Source organism: Bradyrhizobium japonicum USDA 6, assembly GCF_000284375.1.
GTDB classification, from domain to species: domain Bacteria; phylum Pseudomonadota; class Alphaproteobacteria; order Rhizobiales; family Xanthobacteraceae; genus Bradyrhizobium; species Bradyrhizobium japonicum.
Window position 1 is genome coordinate 6,759,074 of sequence record NC_017249.1, and the last position, 20,486, is coordinate 6,779,559.

General features: G+C 65.4%; 16 protein-coding genes. 15 read left to right on the top strand and 1 reads right to left on the bottom strand.

Annotation, left to right across the window (positions count from 1 at the left end; all coding sequences use genetic code 11):
- Positions 1-197: 197 nt before the first annotated feature.
- The 12 genes from oxlT to BJ6T_RS31870 all read left to right on the top strand — a co-directional run bounded on the left by oxlT (position 198) and on the right by BJ6T_RS31870 (position 14,347).
- Positions 198-1,535 (top strand): oxalate/formate MFS antiporter, encoded by a 1,338-nt coding sequence (gene oxlT / locus BJ6T_RS31810; protein ID WP_014496671.1) that lies wholly within the window; start codon positions 198-200, stop codon positions 1,533-1,535.
- 181 nt (positions 1,536-1,716) lie between these two features.
- Complete coding sequence (locus BJ6T_RS31815) at positions 1,717-2,145, top strand: CBS domain-containing protein (protein WP_014496672.1); 429 nt, start codon at positions 1,717-1,719, stop codon at positions 2,143-2,145.
- A gap of 98 nt (positions 2,146-2,243) precedes the next feature.
- Positions 2,244-3,263, top strand: a complete 1,020-nt coding sequence (locus tag BJ6T_RS31820) for a 2-dehydropantoate 2-reductase (RefSeq protein ID WP_014496673.1) — start codon at positions 2,244-2,246, stop codon at positions 3,261-3,263.
- Positions 3,260-4,048 carry a fumarylacetoacetate hydrolase family protein gene (locus tag BJ6T_RS31825; RefSeq protein ID WP_014496674.1) on the top strand — a complete coding sequence of 263 codons (789 nt, stop codon included), beginning with the start codon at positions 3,260-3,262 and terminating at the stop codon, positions 4,046-4,048. Before BJ6T_RS31820 ends, BJ6T_RS31825 begins: the two co-directional genes overlap by 4 nt.
- Before the next feature lie 546 nt (positions 4,049-4,594).
- The gene (locus BJ6T_RS31835; RefSeq protein ID WP_014496676.1) at positions 4,595-6,001 is read left to right on the top strand and encodes a coiled-coil domain-containing protein; all 1,407 of its coding nucleotides are present in this window, start codon (positions 4,595-4,597) and stop codon (positions 5,999-6,001) included.
- A 52-nt stretch (positions 6,002-6,053) separates the two neighbouring features.
- Entirely contained in the window at positions 6,054-6,770 is a 717-nt protein-coding gene (locus BJ6T_RS31840) for a hypothetical protein (RefSeq protein ID WP_014496677.1), read from the top strand.
- Positions 6,771-6,974: 204 nt separating this feature from the next.
- Entirely contained in the window at positions 6,975-7,166 is a 192-nt protein-coding gene (locus BJ6T_RS31845; protein ID WP_014496678.1) for a hypothetical protein, read from the top strand.
- Positions 7,167-7,216: 50 nt separating this feature from the next.
- On the top strand, positions 7,217-7,867 hold the full coding sequence (locus BJ6T_RS31850) for a hypothetical protein (protein WP_014496679.1): 651 nt from the start codon (positions 7,217-7,219) through the stop codon (positions 7,865-7,867).
- Positions 7,868-8,183: 316 nt separating this feature from the next.
- Positions 8,184-9,179, top strand: coding sequence for an NAD(P)H-dependent flavin oxidoreductase (locus BJ6T_RS31855; protein ID WP_014496680.1), 996 nt, complete (start codon positions 8,184-8,186; stop codon positions 9,177-9,179).
- Positions 9,180-9,204: 25 nt separating this feature from the next.
- Complete coding sequence (locus BJ6T_RS31860) at positions 9,205-10,173, top strand: zinc-binding dehydrogenase (protein WP_014496681.1); 969 nt, start codon at positions 9,205-9,207, stop codon at positions 10,171-10,173.
- A gap of 241 nt (positions 10,174-10,414) precedes the next feature.
- Entirely contained in the window at positions 10,415-11,788 is a 1,374-nt protein-coding gene (locus tag BJ6T_RS31865; protein WP_014496682.1) for a cation-efflux pump, read from the top strand.
- 228 nt (positions 11,789-12,016) lie between these two features.
- Positions 12,017-14,347 (top strand): PAS domain-containing sensor histidine kinase, encoded by a 2,331-nt coding sequence (locus BJ6T_RS31870; protein WP_014496683.1) that lies wholly within the window; start codon positions 12,017-12,019, stop codon positions 14,345-14,347.
- A gap of 106 nt (positions 14,348-14,453) precedes the next feature.
- Here BJ6T_RS31870 and BJ6T_RS31875 read toward each other — a convergent pair whose 3' ends face one another.
- Entirely contained in the window at positions 14,454-15,347 is an 894-nt protein-coding gene (locus BJ6T_RS31875; RefSeq protein ID WP_014496684.1) for a LysR family transcriptional regulator, read from the bottom strand.
- Between the two features lie 224 nt (positions 15,348-15,571).
- Between BJ6T_RS31875 and BJ6T_RS31880 the strand changes: the two genes are divergently transcribed.
- The 3 genes from BJ6T_RS31880 to fdhF are packed head-to-tail and all read left to right on the top strand — an operon-like array spanning position 15,572 to position 20,485.
- A complete protein-coding gene (locus BJ6T_RS31880; RefSeq protein WP_014496685.1) occupies positions 15,572-16,048 on the top strand; it encodes a formate dehydrogenase subunit gamma in 477 nt (158 codons plus the stop codon).
- A complete protein-coding gene (locus BJ6T_RS31885; protein ID WP_014496686.1) occupies positions 16,045-17,601 on the top strand; it encodes a formate dehydrogenase beta subunit in 1,557 nt (518 codons plus the stop codon). Before BJ6T_RS31880 ends, BJ6T_RS31885 begins: the two co-directional genes overlap by 4 nt.
- A 10-nt stretch (positions 17,602-17,611) precedes the next feature.
- Positions 17,612-20,485: a formate dehydrogenase subunit alpha gene (gene fdhF / locus BJ6T_RS31890; protein WP_014496687.1), complete on the top strand. Its 2,874-nt coding sequence runs from the start codon at positions 17,612-17,614 to the stop codon at positions 20,483-20,485.
- Position 20,486 lies beyond the last annotated feature (1 nt).

A 20,486-nucleotide genomic window follows, 5' to 3' on the forward strand; every position in this document is an offset into this window, starting at 1 on the left:
GAACCCGCCTTGGCTACCGCTGACCTGAAGGGAACCGTGCACTTTTCTTGCGCTGCGTCACAAGATTGGGCTTGCCTTCTGGAATATGGTATACCAATGTCCCCGCCGTGCTTGCGACGATAAGCCACAATATTTGCGACACTGGGTCATCTTGCAATCCCAGACCGCAATCAATCAGGCGCGTTGGGAGGTTATTGATGATTTCCAGCACGGATGGCGCCGTCACAGCCGCGCCTCTTCGCACCGGTTTCCGTTGGTTCCAACTCGCCATGGGCATCGTCTGCATGGCGATGATCGCCAATCTGCAATACGGCTGGACGCTGTTCGTCGATCCGATCGATGCGGCGCACCATTGGGGACGCGCCGCGATCCAGCTCGCCTTCACCATCTTCGTCGTCACCGAGACCTGGCTGGTGCCGATCGAGGCCTGGTTCGTCGACAAATACGGTCCGCGCATCGTGATCATGTTCGGCGGCGTCATGATCGCGCTGTCCTGGGTGCTCAACTCCTACGCTGACTCGCTCGCCCTGCTCTACGCCGCCGCGGTCGTCGGCGGCATGGGCGCGGGCGCGGTGTACGGCACCTGCGTCGGCAACGCGCTGAAATGGTTTCCCGACCGCCGCGGCCTCGCCGCCGGCGCGACCGCCGCCGGCTTCGGTGCAGGTGCCGCGCTCACGATCGTGCCCATCGCGACCATGATCGCATCGAGCGGCTATCAGCACGCGTTCCTCACCTTCGGCATCGGCCAGGGCCTGATCGTGTTCGTGCTCGCCTTCTTCATTCAGCCGCCGCGGATCTCGATTCCGCCGAAGAAGAAGCAGCTCAACCTGCCGCAGACCAAGATCGACTTCACCCCGCCGCAAGTGCTGCGCAGCCCGATTTTCTGGGTGATGTATCTCGTCTTCGTCATGGTCGCCTCCGGCGGCCTGATGACCGCGGCGCAGATCGGCCCGATCGCGCACGACTTCAAGATCGCCGACACGCCGGTGACGCTCGCGGGCTTCCAGATGGCGGCATTGACGTTCGCGATCTCGCTCGACCGCATCTTCGACGGTTTCGGACGTCCCTTCTTCGGCTGGGTCTCCGACACGATCGGCCGCGAGCACACCATGTTCATCGCGTTCGGCACCGCGGCGGTGATGCTGCTGACGCTGTCGGCCTATGGACACATCCCGATCGTGTTCGTGCTCGCGACCGCGATTTATTTCGGCGTGTTCGGCGAAATCTACTCGCTGTTCCCCGCGACCTGCGGCGACACGTTCGGCTCGAAATACGCAACCACCAACAACGGCATGCTCTACACCGCGAAGGGCACGGCATCCCTGCTCGTCCCGCTCGCCAGCGTGATCTCGGCAACGTACGGCTGGAAGGCCGTGTTCGTGGTCGCGGTGGCGCTGAACGCGACGGCGGCGCTGACGGCGCTGTTCGTGATCAAGCCGCTGCGCCGCTCCTTCATTCTCGGCAAGGAAGCCGAGAGCGCCAACGCCGCGACCGGCACCGCCAAGACCGGCAGCGCCAAGACCGAGACAGCGTAGCGACCACACACGCCTTTCAATCGGTCGAAAGGGGCGCAGCGATGCGCCCCTTTTGCTTTTTGGCACGATGACAAACGTCAGTATTCCTGCCGCAAGAATTTTCGGATCAGCCAAATCGAATGCTTGACGATTGGCATTATGTATACCACACTTCCCCTGTCATTCACCCAGGGAGGTCGCAATGCTGGTCGGAGACATTCTGCGCAAGAAGACACCGCGCGTTGTCACGGTGCGAATGAACGAAACGGTGGGTATCGCCGCCAAGCTGATGCGCGCCAACAACATCAGCGCGCTGGTGGTCAAGGACGTGGTCCGCTCCGAAGGCAACACCGCGGTCGGCATGTTCACCGAGCGCGACGTGGTGCGCGCCGTCGCCGAGCATGGTGCCAACGCGATCAACGTCAAGGTCTCGCAGCTCGTGTCGGTGCAGCAGCTGGTGTCCTGCAGCTCCTCAGACACGATCGAGCACGTCCGGCATCTGATGAACCGCAATCACATCCGTCACCTGCCCGTCATCGACGACTACAGCCTCGTCTCCGTCATCAGCATGCGCGACATCGCAGCCGCCGTTGACGAAGCGCTCAACGGCACGCCGCAAGCAGCAGCTTAAAGCGTCACACTTCCCCTGCGACTACCGGCCCCGGCTCGGACCTCTCCGAGCCGGACCGGATCTTTCGTCCCAAAATTCCGGACACCCGCGAGGATTTCATGAAGATCTGCATCTACGGCGCCGGCGCGATCGGCGGATATCTCGGGGTTCAGCTCGCACGCGCTGGCGCCGACGTCAGCCTGGTCGCACGCGGTGCCCACCTTGCCGCGATGCGCGAGCGCGGGCTGACCCTGCTCGCGGGCGAGGAGAAGCACACCGTGCATCCGCGCTGCACCGACGATCCCGCCGAGCTCGGCGTGCAGGACTACATCATCATCACGCTGAAGGCGCATTCGATCACCGGCGTGATCGAGAAGATGCAGCCGCTGCTCGGGCCGCACACCCGCATCGTCACCGCCGTCAACGGCATCCCCTATTGGTATTTCTACAAGCACGGCGGCCAATACGAGAATTCGACGCTGGAGAGCATCGACCCCGGCGGACGGCAGTGGCGCGAGATCGGCGCCGAGCGCGCCATCGGCTGCATCGTCTATCCCGCCACCGAGATCGAAGCGCCCGGCGTGATCCGCCACGTCTACGGCAACAATTTTCCGCTCGGCGAGCCCTCGGGCGAAATCACCTCGGACGTGCAGCGCCTCGCCGATCTCTTCGTCGCCGCCGGGCTGAAAGCGCCGGTGCTCGACCGCATCCGCGACGAGATCTGGCTGAAGCTCTGGGGCAATGTCTGCTTCAACCCGATCAGCGCACTGACCCATGCAACGCTCGACGTGATCTGCACCGATCCCTCCACGCGTGCGCTGTCGCGCGCGATCATGGTGGAGACGCAAGGCATCGCCGAGACGTTCGGCGTCAAATTCCGCGTCGACGTCGAGCGCCGCATCGAGGGCGCCCGCAAGGTCGGCGCGCACAAGACCTCGATGCTCCAGGATCTCGAGCGCGGCCGTCCGATGGAGATCGACCCGCTCGTCACCGTGGTGCAGGAGATGGGCCGCCTCACCGGCATCGCCACGCCCGCGCTCGACTCGGTGCTGGCGATGGTGACCCAGCGCGCCCGCATCGCCGGCCTCTATGACGGCGTCTCGGCACCTCACGATCCCCGCGCACTGGCGGTGGCATGATGGCGGGCGAGATGAAACAATGGCTGCGCTTCCGCCATGCCGGTGCGACCGGTTTCGGCACGCTAACCTCATCGGGCATCAGCGTCCATGAAGGCGAGATGTTCGGCCGCAACGCGGCGACCGGCAAAACGCTTGCACTGTCGGAGGTCGAGCTGCTCGCACCTTGCGCGCCCAGCAAGATCGTCGCGCTCTGGAATAATTTCCACGCGCTCGCCGCCAAGCTGAACCAGCCCGAGCCGCCGGAGCCGCTCTATCTGCTGAAGGCGACCACCACGATCACGACGCCTGGCGCGGTGATCCGCCGCCCCTCTTATTACGACGGCAAGACCACCTATGAGGGCGAGCTTGGCATCGTCATCGGCAGGGCCTGCGCCCGCGTCTCGCCGGCGGAAGCGGACAGCTTCATCTTCGGCTACACCTGCGTCAACGACATCACCGCCAACGACATCCTGACCAGCGATCCCACCTTCCCGCAATGGGCCCGGGCCAAGGGCATCGATGATTACGGCCCGTTCGGCCCCGTCATCGCGACAGGCCTCGATCCGACCAAGCTTGCTGTGCGCACCATCCTCAACGGGGCGGAGCGGCAGAACTATCCGATCTCGGACATGATCTTCACCGCGCAGGAGCTGGTCAGCAAGATCTCCCACGACATGACCCTGCTTCCAGGCGACCTCATCGCCGTCGGCACCTCGGTCGGCGTCGGGGTGATGAAGGAGCCGGTGAATATTGTGACCGTCGCGATCGACGGCATCGGCGAGCTGACGAACGAGTTTCGGCTGTAGCCCTCCCAGTCATTCCGGGCGCAACTCCGTCGTGCCCCGGAATGAAAGCCCACCGGCCATTTTCGCCGCAGCGCGGCAAAATTGATCCTGCGCAAATCGCGCCGTCGCGGCTGCCTTTATCCTTTCCGGCAATCGATTTCTGATGCCAGGGAGGACGCCATGTCGAATGCCGGCTATGCGCTTTTGTGGACGGCCTTGTACTTTGCTCTCGCGTTCGCCGCGATCTTCGTGGTCTGGTTTGCCGACAAGATGCGCTCGAACTTCCTCGGCAAGTGATAGCGAGCACGACGTCGTAGCCCGGATGAGCGGAGCGTATACGGGACAGACCGTGACGCGGTCCCGCATATCACTACGCTCATGGGGACTACAGGCCTCGCATCTTCGGGAAAACTCGGCAACTCCAGCAGGCCCTTCCACCGTCTGCTGGCACAACCAGTCGTGGATTCGCGCGACCAAGCGCATCAGGCAATCCGCGCGCCCCTTGATCTCGGTTCCGCTCTCCAATAGCAACTATGGCGAGAATGTGTCCCGGGTGGGGAAGTCACGATGTGGCTGTTTTTCGTGGTTGCCTGGTTTGTCCTGCTAGCCGCCATCGCGATCCTCGCCCAGCAGGCGTTTGGTTACGACGTCGCGCACCTGCCCGCGATGTTTGCGGACCTGCCGATGCCGCAGCGTCTCGCAACCGGCGCGATCGTGACGCTCGGGCTGGCGCTGATCGGCGCCCCCGCCTGGCGGCTCTCGCGCCAGGACCGGCGCCTCAATACCCTGCGCGACCGCCTCAAGAAGACCCGCGAGGACGTCGTCGTCGCGCACGCCCTGCAAAACCACCTCGACGCCACCGTCCAGCACCTGATCGAAAGCGATCCCCGGGAGGCCGTCTCCGCCCTCCATGACAAGCTGGGCGAGGTTGAGCAGCGCGCGCTTCTCCAGCAGGGCCGCAACGAATCCACCGACATGCACGACCAGCTCGCCGAGATCCGCCGGCGCCAGCAGGGGGTGCGAGAGATGGTCGGCAAGGTCGCCGATCAGCGGCGCGCGGTCGAGCCTGTTTTCACCGAGATCCGCGACCGCCAGAACCAGCTCGAACGCTCCCTGCTCGACCTCGAGACCGACGACCGCAAGAACAACCTCGCCGACCGCCTGAAGGACGTGGCGCGCGACGTATCGGCGCTGCTGTCACGGGTGAACGCGGTCCAGGACACGTTCGTGACCCTCAACCAGTACAGGGAAGATCTGGCGAAATCCCATGCCGAGCTGGTCCCGCTGCGCTCGTCGGACGCCGGCATCAACGCCCTGATCGGCGAGCTCGGCCTCAGCCATGACCGGCTGGCCAAGAGCATCGACGAGCTCGAGACCGGCGGCGAGGCGCCGCTCGACACTCGCGTCGAGACGCTCTCGAAGAACAAGATCGAGATCGCGCAGCGCCTCGCCCGCATCGACGACAGCTTCAACATCCTGAAAGCGATCCGGCTCGATTTCGAGGAGCTCGGCCAGCGCCAGGCCCAGCTCGAACGCTCGCTCGCCGACGTCGAAACCGACCCCGACGGCAAGACCCTCGTCGATCGCCAGAACGCGCTGAACGATTTCGTCCTCCAGTCGCGCCAGCGGCTCGGCGCGTTGCAGGAGACGCTGGCGACGCTGAACGCCTTCAAGACGGAGCTGTCGAAGTCGCAGGCCGATCTCGTCCCGTTGAAGGCGCCAGTGTTCGGCATCGAGGCCATGATCGCCGAAGTCGGCGCCACCCGCGATCTCCTCGCGAAAGCCGTCGGCGAGATCGAGGCGAACGGCGACGTCACCCTCGCCTCACGTGTCGATGCCCTCGCCAGGAGCAAGCGCGAGGTTGAAGACCGCCTCGCCCGCATCTTCGACAATTTCAACGCGCTCGATGCGCTGCGCAAGGACATCGGCGGCATCTTCTCGACGATCCGGAACAGCCTGAACCGGATCGGATGAAGGCGCACGGCGCGTTCGAACCGCGACCCGCGACCGTGCGACCAACCACCGCATGCGCATCATCCTTGGTCTCCTCTCTGCCCTGCTCGGCGCACTCGCCGGCTGGTTCGCCCTTGCCACACTGGTGATCGCGTTGTCGGGGCCGGACCGCGATGGCGGCATCGCCATGGGCGCCTTCTTCGACATCGGTCCGATCGGCGGCGTCGCCGGCCTGATCGCCGGCGTCTGGCTGTTCACACGCATTGGCCTCGTTCGAAACAAGGCATTGCCTCAAGAGACGGGATCATCCGAGACCGCACCTCGCCCTGGGACGCGCTTGTCGTTTCCCTTTGCTGCGACGCTTTTGTCCGTCGCGGCCATCCTTTGCTGGTGGGGATGGCATGAATTCATCCGCTCGCCCTATCTCAGCCACGGCTACATGACCCTCGAGCTGCAATTCAGGCTTCCTGCCGGCACAGCGCTGCCGGACAACAAGGACGATGTGCGGATCGAGGTCGAGGAAGCGGAGGGATACGCGATGGCCGGACCGGCTGCGAATTGGCGCGCGCATGATGGCGACCGTCCGGCGATCATTGCCTCGGCCTCGCTGATGTACAAGACGCGCCATCGGGCCGTTCGCCTGACGCTCCCCGGCATTCCCACGCAAAGCTGGCCGATCGATCTTCCCGCCAATCCGGATCCGACGCCGGGCTATTCGCCCTGGCACGCTGCGAGCGAACCGTCGCCGACGAAGGTCGAGATGCACTTTCGCCTCACCGCCGACCACTGAAGCGCAGAGCGCAGGATTGCGGACTGACCGACGCACAGCGCCGCGCCGAAACATCCAGACACATCACATCTCCGCGCACCCGATCAATGCCGCCAACTTGTCCCGCGCGCGCCGCAACTTGGACGCATTCCGACGTCCTTTTGTGAAGCGTGTCTGGGGGCACGGCACTGCCGTGTTTGGACTAAACCTTCTAGGGGTATCACTGTGAAGAAGATTGTAATTGCTCTGGGTGCGACGCTTGCTCTGGTGACGGCTGCGAACGCTGCGGATCTGCCGCGTCGCCAGCCCGTCTATCCTGCGGAGCAGGCGCCGATCGGCAAGATGCCGATTGGCAAGAGCCCGATTGGAAAGGCCCCGATCGGCAAGGCGCCCGCCCCGGTCGCTGCGCGCTACTGATAGCGGCATCGCTGCATCAGTGTAACGGCCGGCAGTCGAGGGGGCACAGCGTGAAGAACAAATCTGATCGATCGGGATCCTGCATCCTCGCGGGATTCGCCCTCGCGGCGATGCTCGCCTGCACGACCCCCTCGGCCTCGGCCCACGAAGCGAACAAGCGCGTTGCCGATGCCGATGCGCTTGCTACGACCGACTCCGTATCACGGCCGGCGCCGCAATCGACGCGGCGCCCCGTCGCACGCGCAGAGAAAGGTCCCTACTACGTCGACTTCCGCGCGCGGACGGCGGCGAGCTGGGGCCATGCGTTCGTCTGGTACGGCAAGACCAGCGAGCGCGCCGTCGAAGTCGCGGGCCTCACGCCCGCCGGCGACACCTGGGCTTATGTGCTCGGTCACCTCACCTGGGTGCCAGCCGAAACCGGCGCGAGCTACGGCGATCTCGATCCGGACTATCTGACCGCGAGCTATCGCGTCTATCTGAACGAAGCCGACGCCAAGCGCGTGTTCGCCTACATCAAGAAATTGCAGGCGAGCTCGCCGGTCTGGAATGCCGAGACCACCAACTGCACCGGCTTCATCGGCGACATCGCCGAGTTCATGGGCCTGCAGGTTCCCTACCGCTGGCAGCGCCCGGAAAACTTCGTCAACAGCCTCAAGGAAATGAACGGCGGCCGCCAGATGGTGCGGCTGTCGGCGGAGTAGCCGTTCACTCCATACCCGGTGTCATTGCCCGCGAAAGCGGGCAATCCAGTATTACAGAGACAGCGAGGCTAGAGCCGAGCAGCCGCGGCGTACTGGATACCCCGCCTTCGCGGGGTACGACGGGGGAGTTTGAGGAAAGGGCTTGCCTCATCGGGCAACGACGCCCCTCGATTATCCGCTCCACGGAATCCCCTCACCCCCCGCATGATCGCCCCGCCCCACCGCACGGCGCCGCAATAGACATTTCCCGACCCCGGCGGCATCCTGCCGCCATCAACCGACAACAGAGCGCCACGCGAGGCGGGGGAAACAGATCATGCTGCAGACACGGTTCACAAAGCTCGTCGGCGTCGAGCACCCGATCGTCCAGGGCGGCATGCAATGGGTCGGACGCGCCGAGCTGGTCGCCGCGGTCGCGAACGCTGGCGCGCTCGGCTTCATCACGGCGCTGACCCAGCCGACGCCGGAAGACCTCACCAAGGAGATCGCACGCTGCCGCGACCTCACCGACAAGCCCTTTGGCGTCAACCTCACCATCCTGCCCGCGATCAAGCCGCCGCCCTACGCCGAATACCGCGCCGCCATCATCGAGGCCGGCATCACCGTGGTCGAGACCGCCGGCAACAAACCGCAGGAGCATGTCGACGAGTTCAGGCGGCACGGCGTCAAGGTCGTGCACAAATGCACCAGCGTCCGCCACGCGCTCTCCGCCGAGCGCATGGGCGTCGACGCCATCTCGATCGACGGGTTCGAATGCGCCGGCCACCCCGGCGAGGACGACACCCCCGGCCTGATCCTGATCCCGGCCGCCGCCAACAAGATCAAGATCCCGATGATCGCCTCGGGCGGCTTTGCCGATGCCCGCGGCCTCGTCGCCGCGCTGGCGCTCGGCGCCGAGGGCATCAACATGGGCACCCGCTTCATGGCGACCAAGGAAAGCCCGATCCACCAGCTCATCAAGGAGAAGATCGTCGCCAATGACGAGCGCGAGACCGAGCTGATCTTCCGCACCATGCGCAACACCTCGCGCGTCGCCAGGAACGAGATCTCGACCAAGGTCGTCGCCATGGAGAAGGAAGGCGCCAGGTTCGAGGACATCCGCGAGCTCGTCGCCGGGGCCCGCGGCAAGATGGTCTACGCGACCGGCAATTCCGACGAAGGCATCTGGTCGGCGGGTCAGGTGCAGGGCCTGATCCAGGACATCCCGAGCTGCGCCGAACTCGTCTCGCGCATCGTGCGCGAAGCCGAAGCCATCATTCGCAGCCGGCTCGAAGGCATGATCGCTCATCCGAGCGCGCAAGCCGCTGAATAATCACTGCAAGAAGCGAGAGTAATTCATGAAGGCTTATGTCTACGGCCCTGACGGCGCTCAGATTTCCGACGTCGCTCAACCAAAGCCTAAGGGCACGCAGGTGCTGGTCCGCGTCCGCGCCTGCGGGCTGAACCGCGCCGACACCGGCATGCGCAAGGGCCACGCCCACGGCACCGCCGGCGGTGCCGGCACCGTGCTCGGCATGGAATGGGCCGGCGAGGTCGCCGAGCTCGGACCGGATGCCAAGGGCGTGAAGGTCGGCGACCGCATCATGGGCTCGGGCGGCGCGGCGTTCGCCGAATACACCCTGGCCGATCACGGCCGGCTGTTCCGCGCGCCCTCGAACATGAACTTCGAGGAAGCCGCCACCCTGCCCGTCGCGCTCGCGACCATGCACAATGCGGTCGTCACCGTCGGCGGCATTCAGCGCGGCCAAGCCGTGCTGATCCAGGGGGCGAGCTCCGGCGTCGGCCTGATGGCGATGCAGATTGCGAGGCTCAAGGGCGCCAAGCTGGTGATCGGCTCGTCGACCGATGCCTATCGCCGCGGCCGGCTCAAGGAGTATGGCGCCGACCTCGCCGTCGACTCCTCCGACCCCAAATGGGTGGACGAGGTGCTGAAGGCGACGAACGGCGAAGGCGTCGACCTCATCGTCGACCAGGTCTCGGGCAAGGTCGCGAGCCAGAACCTCGCCGCCACCAAGGTCAAGGGCCGCATCGTCAATGTCGGCCGGCTCGGCGGCACCCATGCCGATTTCAACTTCGACCTGCATGCCGCACGCCGGATCGACTATGTCGGCGTCACCTTCCGCACCCGCACCATCGAGGAGGTCCGCGAGATCTTCGACGAGGTCCGCAAGGACATCTGGGGCGCGGTCGAGTCGCGCAAGCTCCAGCTGCCGATCGACAAGGTCTATGCCTTCGCCGACATCGACAAGGCGTTCGCGCACATGGAGGCGAACAAGCATCTCGGGAAGATCGTCGTCACACTGTAGCGGCAGCGGGGGTCTCGTAGGGTGGGCAAAGCGCAGCGTGCCCACCCTTTCAGCTGGCGATCGCGAAAAGATGGTGGGCACGGCGCTACGCGCCTCTGCCCACCCTACGAGAGCTGGGCAAGTGGCTTAAGCCCGCATTCAATTCAGAAGCATTCGCAATAGCTTCGCTCCTGCAACTCACTCGCGACTACAGCTGTGGATCGTCGCTTGATGTTCAGCCCTAGGCTGCTAAATCCCGGCCATGAGCGCACAGCACAACAAGACCTCGGTCGCCGCGATCTCGATCTTCGCCAGCGGCGGCATGGCGGCGGCCAAGTTCGCGGTCGGCATCGCGATCGGCTCGCTGGCGCTGATTTCCGAGGCCCTGCATTCCGCGATCGACCTGGTCGCGACCATCATCACCTGGGCGGTGGTGCGGGTGTCCGACAAGCCGGCCGACGAAGAGCACCATTACGGCCACGGAAAGCTGGAGAGCATCTCCGCGCTCGGGGTCACCGCCCTGCTCTACGTGCTGGCCGGGGGCATCCTGGTCGAATCCTACAGCCGCCTGCGCGAGGGAACTCCGCCGCCGACCATCTCGGCCGTACCGTTCGTGGTGCTGGTGATCGACATCGTCGTGAACCTGTGGCGTGCCCGCGCCCTGCATCGTGCCGCGCGGGAGACGCGCAGCCAGGCGCTCGCGGCGGACGCGCTGCATTTCGCCTCCGACGTGCTCGGCTCGTTCGCCGTGATCATCGGCCTGATCCTGGCCGCCCTCGGATTCTGGTGGGGCGACGCGGCGGCGGCCGCCGCCGTCGCCGTGATGATCGCCCTGCTCGGCCTGCGCATGGCCGGCTCGACCGTGCAGACGCTGGTCGATCGCGCCCCCGAGGGCGCGCAGGAGAAGGCCACGGCCGCGATCCTTGGCGTGCCCGGCGTGATCGACGTCGAGCGGCTGCGGCTGCGCATGGTGGGCGCGACCACGTTCATCGACACCATCGCGAAGGTGCCGCGGACCTATCCGATCGACCGCGTCGAGGAAATCAAGCGCAAGGCCCAGGCGGCGGTCGACAAGGCATTCGGCGATGCCGACCTCACCTTCACCGCCGTCCCCGTCGCGCGCGACAACGAGACCGTGCGCGACCGGATCATGGTCATCGCACACAATTCCGGCCTCGCCGTCCACCACGTCACGGTGCACGACCTCGGCGCCAAGCTGATCGTCGGCATCGACCTCGAGGTCGATGCCGGGATGCAGCTCGACGCCGCCCATGACATCGCCAACACGCTGGAGCGCAGCATCCAGGAGGAGTTCGGCGCGGACGTCGAGGTCGACGTCCATATCGAACCATTGGAACCGGAACTGCCGTTCGGGGTCGATGCCGTGCCGGACCGGGTGCGGGCCATCGCCTCCGCCCTGACGGAATATGCCGCCGGCGGCGAGATCTACGACATCCACAATGTGCGTGTCCGCAACACCGACGCCGGCGAGATCGTCAACTTCCACTGCCGTGCCACGCCCTCGATGAGCGTGATCAAGGTGCACGAGCATGTCGACGCGATCGAGCGCGCGCTCCGCCGCGCGTTCCCGAGCGTGAAGCGCGTGATCAGCCACGCCGAGCCGCCGCGGGCGTGACGCGACATGTGCGAGGGGTCACACGTTCTCGTTTCGGACTCGCCGCGCACGTAAGTTTGCGGACGCGCGACGCGCAAACTGCGCGTTGGATAAGAATAAATTCGCGTTAACGATTCGTTGACTCTCGACAGCCTGCGAAAACTGGATTCAAATCGGTCATGATTCGGAAGCGATGTGGGGCTGCTTCCGAACTCAAGTTGCAAGCAGGTTTTCCAGGGGGCAGAAGGCATGTCGCGTGCAGACGCCGCGAACGCGTGCGTCCAATCCGATTCGATCAAGGGATTGGCGCAATCGATCGCGAAACCTGCCTATCATCGGCTCCTGATCGCGGAGCCGGCGCTGCGCCGTGCCGTGCCGACGCTGATCATCGCGTTCCTGATCACGATCTGCCTCGGCGCGTTCGTGCAGGTCGTCGATCAGACGCGCCAGAAGCGGCAGGTGCTCCGCCACGACATCTCGGCGCTGGCCGACCTGCTCGCTGAACGGATCGATCGCCTGACCTCCTCGCGGCAGGAACGGCTCAAGAACATCGAGAACCTGCCGACGCTGCTGCCCGATCTCATCCCGTCCTGGGGCACGGCCTCCGGCCGCCACGTCGTCGTCACCTCGGCCGGCGTCGACCGCCGCATCCTCGCCCGCATTCCGATCGACCGCGACCCCTCAGGCAACGACCGCCTGCTCGATGCGATCACCACGGCGCAACTGCTCGCGGCGCCGCCGCGCGACAACAACGTATCCGACATGACCCTGCCGAACGGCAACGCCGCGATGGTGACCTCGCGGCAGATCAAGTCGCTGCCGGGCCTCGTCACCGTGATCCAGGAGCGCAACGAGCCGATCTGGGGCTCGGACGCTGCGCTGTCGGTGACGCTGTCGGCGACCACCGGCTTCGTCGTCCTGATCCTCGGCTTCGCCTTCCACTGGCAGTCGACCCGCGCCCGCGAGGGCGACCTCATCAACGACGCCGTGCGCGGCCGCATCGACACCGCGCTCAACCGCGGCCGCTGCGGCCTGTGGGACTGGGATCTGTCGCGCGGCCGGATCTTCTGGTCACAGTCGATGTTCTCGATGCTCGGCCTCGACGGCCGTAACGAGCTCCTCACCTTCGGCGAGGTCAATGCGCTGGTGAAGTCCGACGACATCGACCTGTTCGAGATCGCCGACCAGCTCATCTCCGAGAAGATCGACCATATCGACCAGACCTTTCGCATGCAGCATGTCGACGGCCACTGGATCTGGCTTCGCGTCCGCTGCGAGAAGACGCGCGGCGCGACCGATTCCAGCGTGCACCTGATCGGCATCGCCGTCGACATCACCGAGCAGAAGAGCCTCGCCGAACGCACCGTCGAAGCCGACCTCCGCCTGCGCGACGCCATCGAGACCATTCCGGAAGCCTTCGTGCTGTGGGACGCGAGCGACCGCCTCGTGCTCTGCAACTCGCACTTCCAGCGCCTGCACAAGCTGCCCGACAGCGCCGTCATCCCCGGCACCTCCTACGAGACCGTGCTCGAGGTCGGCCGCATGCCGGAGGTACGCACCCGCCACAACGAGACCGCCAGCCAGGGTCCTGGCGCACGCACCTTCGAGGCGCAGCTCGACGACGGCAGCTGGCTGCACATCAGCGAGCGCCGCACCAAGGACGGCGGCTACGTCTCGGTCGGCACCGACATCACCCGCATCAAGGAGCACGAGCAGAAGCTGGTCGACAACGATCTGCGCCTGCGCGCCACCGTCATCGACCTGAAGCGTTCCCAGGCCGCCCTCGAGCGCCAGACCAACGAGCTCGCCGACCTTGCCGAGAAGTATCAGCGCGAGAAGACCCGCGCCGAGGAAGCCAACCAGACCAAGTCGAAATTCCTCGCCAATATGAGCCACGAGCTGCGCACGCCGCTCAACGCCATCATCGGCTTCTCCGAGATCATGGGCTCGGGCATGTTCGGCGAGCTCGGCTCGGAGAAGTACCAGGAATACTGCCAGGACATCCTGACCAGCGGCCATTACCTGCTCGAAGTCATCAACGACATCCTCGACATGTCCAAGATCGAAGCCGGCCGCATGAAGCTCGACATGGAAGAGCTCGACCTCGGACAGACGCTCGCGGAGTCCCTCCGCGTCGTCTCCGGCCGCGCGCAAGACAAGCATCTGACGCTCGACGCCGGGATCGAGAAATCGATCTCGGTCGTTGCCGACCGCCGCGCGACCAAGCAGATCATCGTCAACCTGCTCTCCAATGCGGTGAAGTTCACGCCCGACGGCGGACGCATCGTGGTGCGCAGCCGGCAGCTCGACGACACGATCGTGCTGCTGATCGCCGACACCGGCATCGGGATCGCGCCGCATTCGCTGGCACGGCTCGGCCGCCCCTTCGAGCAGGTCGAAAGCCAGCTCACCAAGACCTATCACGGCTCCGGACTGGGACTTGCGATCGCGCGCTCGCTGGCGCAGCTCCACGGCGGCTCGATGCGGCTGCGCTCGAAGATCGAGGTGGGCACCGTCGTCCGCGTGACCCTACCGCGCGATGCGATCAAGGCGGCGTCCGGGATGTCGGCTGCGGCCTAGAGCATTATCGTTCTGATTGAATCAGAAACCGAAGCTCTGGATTCCTGTTTTGACGCGTTTTCTTCACGCGAACCGGTATCCACTTCGCTCGAAAACGCTGTAGACCCTACAATTGAAGCGACGGCGCGACTTCGCGCGCGACGTTGACCAGCGCCGCGATCAGCGGCGTCATCGGATCGCGCTGCGGGATCACCATGCCGATGCTGTAATTGACATCAGGATCGGTGATCGGGATCGAGCGCACCGTATCGGACAGGCCGAGCGTCTCGGCGAGCTTGGCCGGCATCACGCTCGCCCAGCGTCCCGTCTTCACATGCGTGAACAGCACGAGCAGCGAGTTCGAGGTCAGGGTCGGCGTCGCCTCCGCGCCGACCGAGCGGAGCGCGCGGTCGATGATGCGGCGGTTCTGCATGTCGGGCGTCAGCAGGCACAGCGGCACCTGCCCGACCTCCTTCCACGTCACCGTCTCGCGATCGCCGAACATTCCATCCGGCGCGGTGAGCAGGCGATAGCTCTCGTTGTAGAGCGGAATGGTGCGCACCTTGCCGATCGGCTCGTTCTCGATATAGGTCAGCCCCGCATCGACCTCGAGATTTTCGAGCAGCCCCAGCACCTCGGATGAGGTGGTGGACTGGATGCGGAAGCGCACCTCGGGATGCTTGGCGCGGAACGGCGTCGTCAGCTGGGCGACCATGCCGAGCACGGTCGGGATCGCCGCGATGCGGATTTCGCCGGAGAGCTGATGCTTCAGCCCGTTGATCTCGTCACGCATGGCGCGGGCATCGCCCACGATCCGCCGCGCCCAATCCAGCGCCCGCTCGCCCTCGGGGGTAAAGCCCTGGAAGCGGGAGCCGCGCTGCACCAGCATCACGCCGAGGATCTCCTCGAGCTGCTTGAGCCCGGTCGACATCGTCGGTTGCGTCACGCCGCAGACTTCTGCCGCGCGTCCGAAATGCCGCTCCTTCGCCAGCGCCAGCAGCAGTTCAAGCTTGTCGATCAACCGGTCGTCCCCTCGGATGCCATCGTGGCATGCAAGCTAGCACGGCAGGTCATTACCAACACGGAAAAACCGGCAAGCGGAACGCGATTAATTGCATTCCCGTATCGTCCGATTGCATTTCCAGATCGATCGGAATTCGCAATCGCAGCATGAGACAGCTTTATTGATCTTCGAACGATTCCAAATAGTTTGCGATCAAGGGACGCTCAATCTGAGAACAAAGAATGACAGCGGTTTACGAGCCTTGGGACGAGACGCGCGGCGCCGAGATCATCGCCGAACATGCGAAGCAAGAGGGCGCGACGCTGGTCATCCTGCATGCCCTTCAGGAGGCGTTCGGCTATGTGCCGGAGGCGGCGATTCCCATGGTGGCGCAGGCGCTGAATCTGTCGCGCGCCGAGGTGCATGGTGTGTTCACATTCTACCATGATTTCCGCCACAAGCCGGCCGGGCGTCATGTCCTGAAGCTGTGTCGCGCGGAAGCGTGTCAGGCTGCGGGGGGCGATGCTCTCGCCGCGCGCGCCGAGGCGAAGCTTGGCGTGCCCCTCGGCAAGACCACCGCCGATGATCGCGTCACGCTGGAGCCGATCTACTGCCTCGGGCTGTGCGCGACCGCACCGTCCGCCATGCTCGACGGCCGCCTCATTGGCCGGCTCGATGAAAAGCGCCTCGATGCACTCGTTGCGGAGGCCCAGCGATGAGCATGCGTCTATTCGTCTCACGCGACGCGGGTGCGGTGGCCGTTGGCGCCGACGAGGTTGCGCTGGCGCTGGAACAGGCTGCGGCCAAGCGCGGGGTGGCGATCGAGATCGTCAGGACCGGCTCGCGCGGCATGTACTGGCTGGAGCCGCTGGTCGAGGTTGCAACGCCGCAGGGCCGGATCGCCTTCGGCCCGGTCACCGAGGCCGATGTGCCCTCCCTGCTCGACGCCCTCGCCAGCAACACGCCGCATCTGCTGCGGCTGGGCGCAACCGAGGAGATCCCCTGGCTGAAGCGCCAGACCCGTCTCACATTCGCCCGCTGCGGCGTGATCGATCCGCGCTCGCTCGACGACTACCGCGCCCATGGCGGCTACAAGGGCCTCGAGCGCGCGCTGTCGCTCGGCTCGGATGCAATCCTCGCCGAGGTCACTGCATCCGGCCTGCGTGGCCGCGGCGGTGCGGGCTTCCCGACCGGCATCAAGTGGAAGACCGTTGCGCAAGCGAAGGCCGACCGCAAGTTCATCGTCTGCAACGCCGACGAAGGCGACAGCGGCACCTTTGCCGACCGCATGATCATGGAAGGCGACCCCTTCCTGGTGATCGAGGGCATGACGACCGCCGGCATCACCGTGGGCGCGACCAAGGGCTACATCTACATCCGCAGCGAATACCCGCACGCAGTCGAAGCGATGAACGCGGCCATCAAGGCGGCGAAGCGCGGCGGCTATCTCGGCGACAAGATCGGCGGCTCCACCTACAGCTTCGATCTCGAAGTGCGGGTCGGCGCCGGCGCTTACGTTTGCGGCGAAGAGACCTCGCTGCTGGAAAGCCTCGAAGGCCGCCGTGGCCTGGTGCGCGCCAAGCCGCCGCTGCCCGCGCATCACGGCCTGTTCGGCAAGCCGACCGTCATCAACAACGTGCTGTCATTCGCGGCGATCCCCTTCATCCTCGCCGAGGGCGCCAAGGCCTATGCCGATTTCGGCATGGGCCGCTCGCGCGGAACGATGCCGATCCAGCTCGCCGGCAACATCCGCCATGGCGGGCTGTTCGAAACGGCGTTCGGCGTGACGCTCGGCGAGCTCGTCGACGACGTCGGCGGTGGCACGTTCACGGGCCGTCCGGTCCGCGCGGTGCAGGTCGGCGGCCCGCTCGGCGCCTATTTCCCGCGCGCGCTGTTCGACACCCCGTTCGACTACGAAGCCTTCGCCGCCCGCGACGGTCTGATCGGTCATGGCGGCATCGTCGTGTTCGACGACAGCGTCGACATGCGCAACCAGGCGCGCTTCGCCATGGAATTCTGCGCCATCGAATCCTGCGGCAAGTGCACGCCCTGCCGCATCGGCTCGACCCGTGGCGTCGAGACCATCGAAAAGATCATCCGCGGCGAGCGCGTGAGCGAAAACCTCGCGCTCGTCGAAGACCTCTGCAACACGATGAAATTCGGCTCGCTCTGCGCACTCGGGGGCTTCACGCCCTACCCCGTGCTCAGCGCATTGAAGCATTTCCGGGAAGATTTCGTCCCGGCCCCGACCACGCTTCAGGCCGCGGAATAGGAGAACGACGATGTCTCTGATCGAAGAAATCGACTACGGCACACCGCGCTCCAAATCGACGACGATGGTGACGCTGACCATCGACGGCAACCAGGTCACGGTGCCGGAAGGCACCTCGATCATGCGGGCCGCGATGGACGCCGGCCACCAGATCCCAAAACTCTGCGCGACCGACATGGTCGACGCGTTCGGCTCCTGCCGCCTCTGCGTCGTCGAGATCGAGGGCCGCGCCGGCACGCCGGCCTCTTGCACCACGCCTGTCATGAACGGCCTCGTCGTGCACACGCAGAGCGAGCGGCTGAAGAAGCTGCGCAAAGGCGTGATGGAGCTCTACATCTCCGACCACCCGCTCGACTGCCTCACCTGCGGCGCCAATGGCGATTGCGAATTGCAGGACATGGCGGGCGCGGTGGGCTTGCGCGACGTGCGCTACGGCTATGAGGGCGAGAACCACGTCTTCGCGAAATCCCATGGCGAGATCAACGCCGCCTGGATGCCGAAGGACGAGTCCAACCCCTATTTCACCTACGATCCGTCGAAGTGCATCGTCTGCTCGCGCTGCGTCCGCGCCTGCGAGGAAGTGCAAGGCACCTTCGCACTGACCATCTCGGGCCGCGGCTTCGACAGCCGCGTTTCGCCCGGCATGAGCGAGAGCTTCCTCGGCTCCGAATGCGTCTCCTGCGGCGCCTGCGTGCAGGCTTGCCCGACCGCGACGCTGACGGAAAAGTCGGTGATCGAGATCGGCCAGCCCGAGCACTCCGTCGTCACCACCTGCGCCTATTGCGGCGTCGGCTGCGCCTTCAAGGCCGAGATGCGCGGCGAGGAGGTCGTGCGCATGGTGCCGTACAAGGACGGCAAGGCCAATCGCGGCCATTCCTGCGTCAAGGGCCGCTTCGCCTGGGGCTACACCAACCACAAGGAGCGTATCCTCAACCCGATGATCCGCGAGCGGATCGAGGATCCCTGGCGCGAAGTGTCCTGGGATGAAGCGTTCTCGTTTGCCGCTGCCAAGATGCGCGGCATCCAGAAGAAATACGGCCGTGACGCCATCGGCGGCATCACCTCGTCACGCTGCACCAACGAGGAAACCTATCTGGTGCAGAAGCTGATCCGCGGCGGCTTCGGCAACAACAATGTCGACACCTGCGCCCGCGTCTGCCACTCCCCGACCGGTTATGGCCTGTCGCAGACCTTCGGCACGTCGGCCGGCACGCAGGACTTCGACTCGGTCGAGGACACCGACGTCGCAGTCATCATCGGCGCAAATCCCGCCTCCGCTCACCCGGTGTTCGCGTCGCGCCTGAAGAAGCGGCTGCGCCAGGGCGCCAAGCTGATCGTGATCGATCCGCGCCGGACCGAGATGGTGGAATCGCCGCACGTAAAGGCGTTGCACCTGCCGCTGATGCCCGGCACCAACGTTGCGGTCGTGACCGCGCTGGCGCATGTCATCGTCACCGAGGGCCTCGCCAACGAAGCCTTCGTGCGCGAGCGCTGCGACTGGGCCGAGTTCGAGGAATGGGCCGCCTTCGTCGCCCAGCCGAAACACAGCCCGGAAGCCACCGCGATCCTCACCGGCGTCGATCCGCAGGTGTTGCGTGAAGCCGCGCGCATCTATGCCACCGGCGGCAATGGCGCGATCTATTACGGCCTCGGCGTCACCGAGCACAGCCAGGGCTCGACCACCGTGATCGCGATCGCCAACCTCGCGATGGCGACCGGCAATATCGGCCGCCCCGGCGTCGGCGTGAACCCGCTGCGCGGCCAGAACAACGTGCAGGGTTCCTGCGACATGGGCTCGTTCCCGCACGAACTGCCGGGCTATCGCCACATCTCGGGCGACGCCGTGCGCGACCAGTTCGAGGCGCTGTGGAACGTCAAGCTCAACCCGGAGCCGGGCCTGCGCATTCCCAACATGTTCGACGCCGCGATCGAAGGCACGTTCATGGGCATCTACGTGCAGGGCGAGGATATCCTCCAGTCCGATCCCAACACCAAGCACGTGGTGGCGGCGCTGTCGTCGATGGAATGCGTCATCGTTCACGACCTCTTCCTGAACGAGACCGCAAACTACGCCCACGTCTTCCTGCCCGGCTCGAGCTTCCTCGAGAAGGACGGCACCTTCACCAACGCCGAGCGCCGCATCCAGCGCGTCCGCAAGGTGATGACGCCGAAGAACGGCATGGCCGACTGGGAGGTCACCATCGCCCTCGCCAAGGCCATGGGCTTCGAGATGAACTACAGCCATCCGTCCGAGATCATGGACGAGATCGCGGCACTGACGCCGACGTTTACCGGCGTCTCCTACGCCAAGCTCGACGAACTCGGCTCGGTGCAGTGGCCCTGCAACGAGAAAGCGCCCGAGGGCACCCCGGTGATGCATATCGGCGGCTTCGTCCGCGGCAAGGGCAAGTTCATCGTCACCGAATATGTGGCGACCGACGAGCGCACCGGCCCCCGCTTCCCGCTGCTGCTCACCACGGGCCGCATCCTCAGCCAGTACAATGTCGGCGCGCAGACGAGGCGCACCGAGAACGTCGTCTGGCATGCCGAGGACCGGCTCGAGATTCATCCGCACGACGCCGAGCAGCGCGGTGTGCGCGACGGCGACTGGGTGCGGCTCGCGAGCCGCGCGGGCGAAACCACGCTGCGCGCGGAGATCACCGACCGCGTCTCACCGGGCGTCGTCTACACCACCTTCCATCACCCGGACACGCAGGCCAACGTCATCACCACCGACTATTCGGACTGGGCCACCAACTGCCCCGAATACAAGGTCACGGCGGTGCAGATCTCGCCGTCGAACGGCCCGTCCGACTGGCAGAAGGCCTATGACGCGCAGGCGCAGCACTCCCGCCGCATCGCGCCGGCCGAGGCCGCGGAGTAAC

Excerpts from the sequence above, each read along its gene's own strand:
- oxlT (WP_014496671.1), top strand. The coding sequence starts at position 198 with ATGATTTCCAGCACGGATGGCGCCGTCACAGCCGCGCCTCTTCGCACC.
- BJ6T_RS31815 (WP_014496672.1), top strand. The coding sequence starts at position 1,717 with ATGCTGGTCGGAGACATTCTGCGCAAGAAGACACCGCGCGTTGTCACG.
- BJ6T_RS31820 (WP_014496673.1), top strand. The coding sequence starts at position 2,244 with ATGAAGATCTGCATCTACGGCGCCGGCGCGATCGGCGGATATCTCGGG.
- BJ6T_RS31825 (WP_014496674.1), top strand. The coding sequence starts at position 3,260 with ATGATGGCGGGCGAGATGAAACAATGGCTGCGCTTCCGCCATGCCGGT.
- BJ6T_RS31835 (WP_014496676.1), top strand. The coding sequence starts at position 4,595 with ATGTGGCTGTTTTTCGTGGTTGCCTGGTTTGTCCTGCTAGCCGCCATC.
- BJ6T_RS31840 (WP_014496677.1), top strand. The coding sequence starts at position 6,054 with ATGCGCATCATCCTTGGTCTCCTCTCTGCCCTGCTCGGCGCACTCGCC.
- BJ6T_RS31855 (WP_014496680.1), top strand. The coding sequence starts at position 8,184 with ATGCTGCAGACACGGTTCACAAAGCTCGTCGGCGTCGAGCACCCGATC.
- BJ6T_RS31860 (WP_014496681.1), top strand. The coding sequence starts at position 9,205 with ATGAAGGCTTATGTCTACGGCCCTGACGGCGCTCAGATTTCCGACGTC.
- BJ6T_RS31865 (WP_014496682.1), top strand. The coding sequence starts at position 10,415 with ATGAGCGCACAGCACAACAAGACCTCGGTCGCCGCGATCTCGATCTTC.
- BJ6T_RS31870 (WP_014496683.1), top strand. The coding sequence starts at position 12,017 with ATGTCGCGTGCAGACGCCGCGAACGCGTGCGTCCAATCCGATTCGATC.
- BJ6T_RS31880 (WP_014496685.1), top strand. The coding sequence starts at position 15,572 with ATGACAGCGGTTTACGAGCCTTGGGACGAGACGCGCGGCGCCGAGATC.
- BJ6T_RS31885 (WP_014496686.1), top strand. The coding sequence starts at position 16,045 with ATGAGCATGCGTCTATTCGTCTCACGCGACGCGGGTGCGGTGGCCGTT.
- fdhF (WP_014496687.1), top strand. The coding sequence starts at position 17,612 with ATGTCTCTGATCGAAGAAATCGACTACGGCACACCGCGCTCCAAATCG.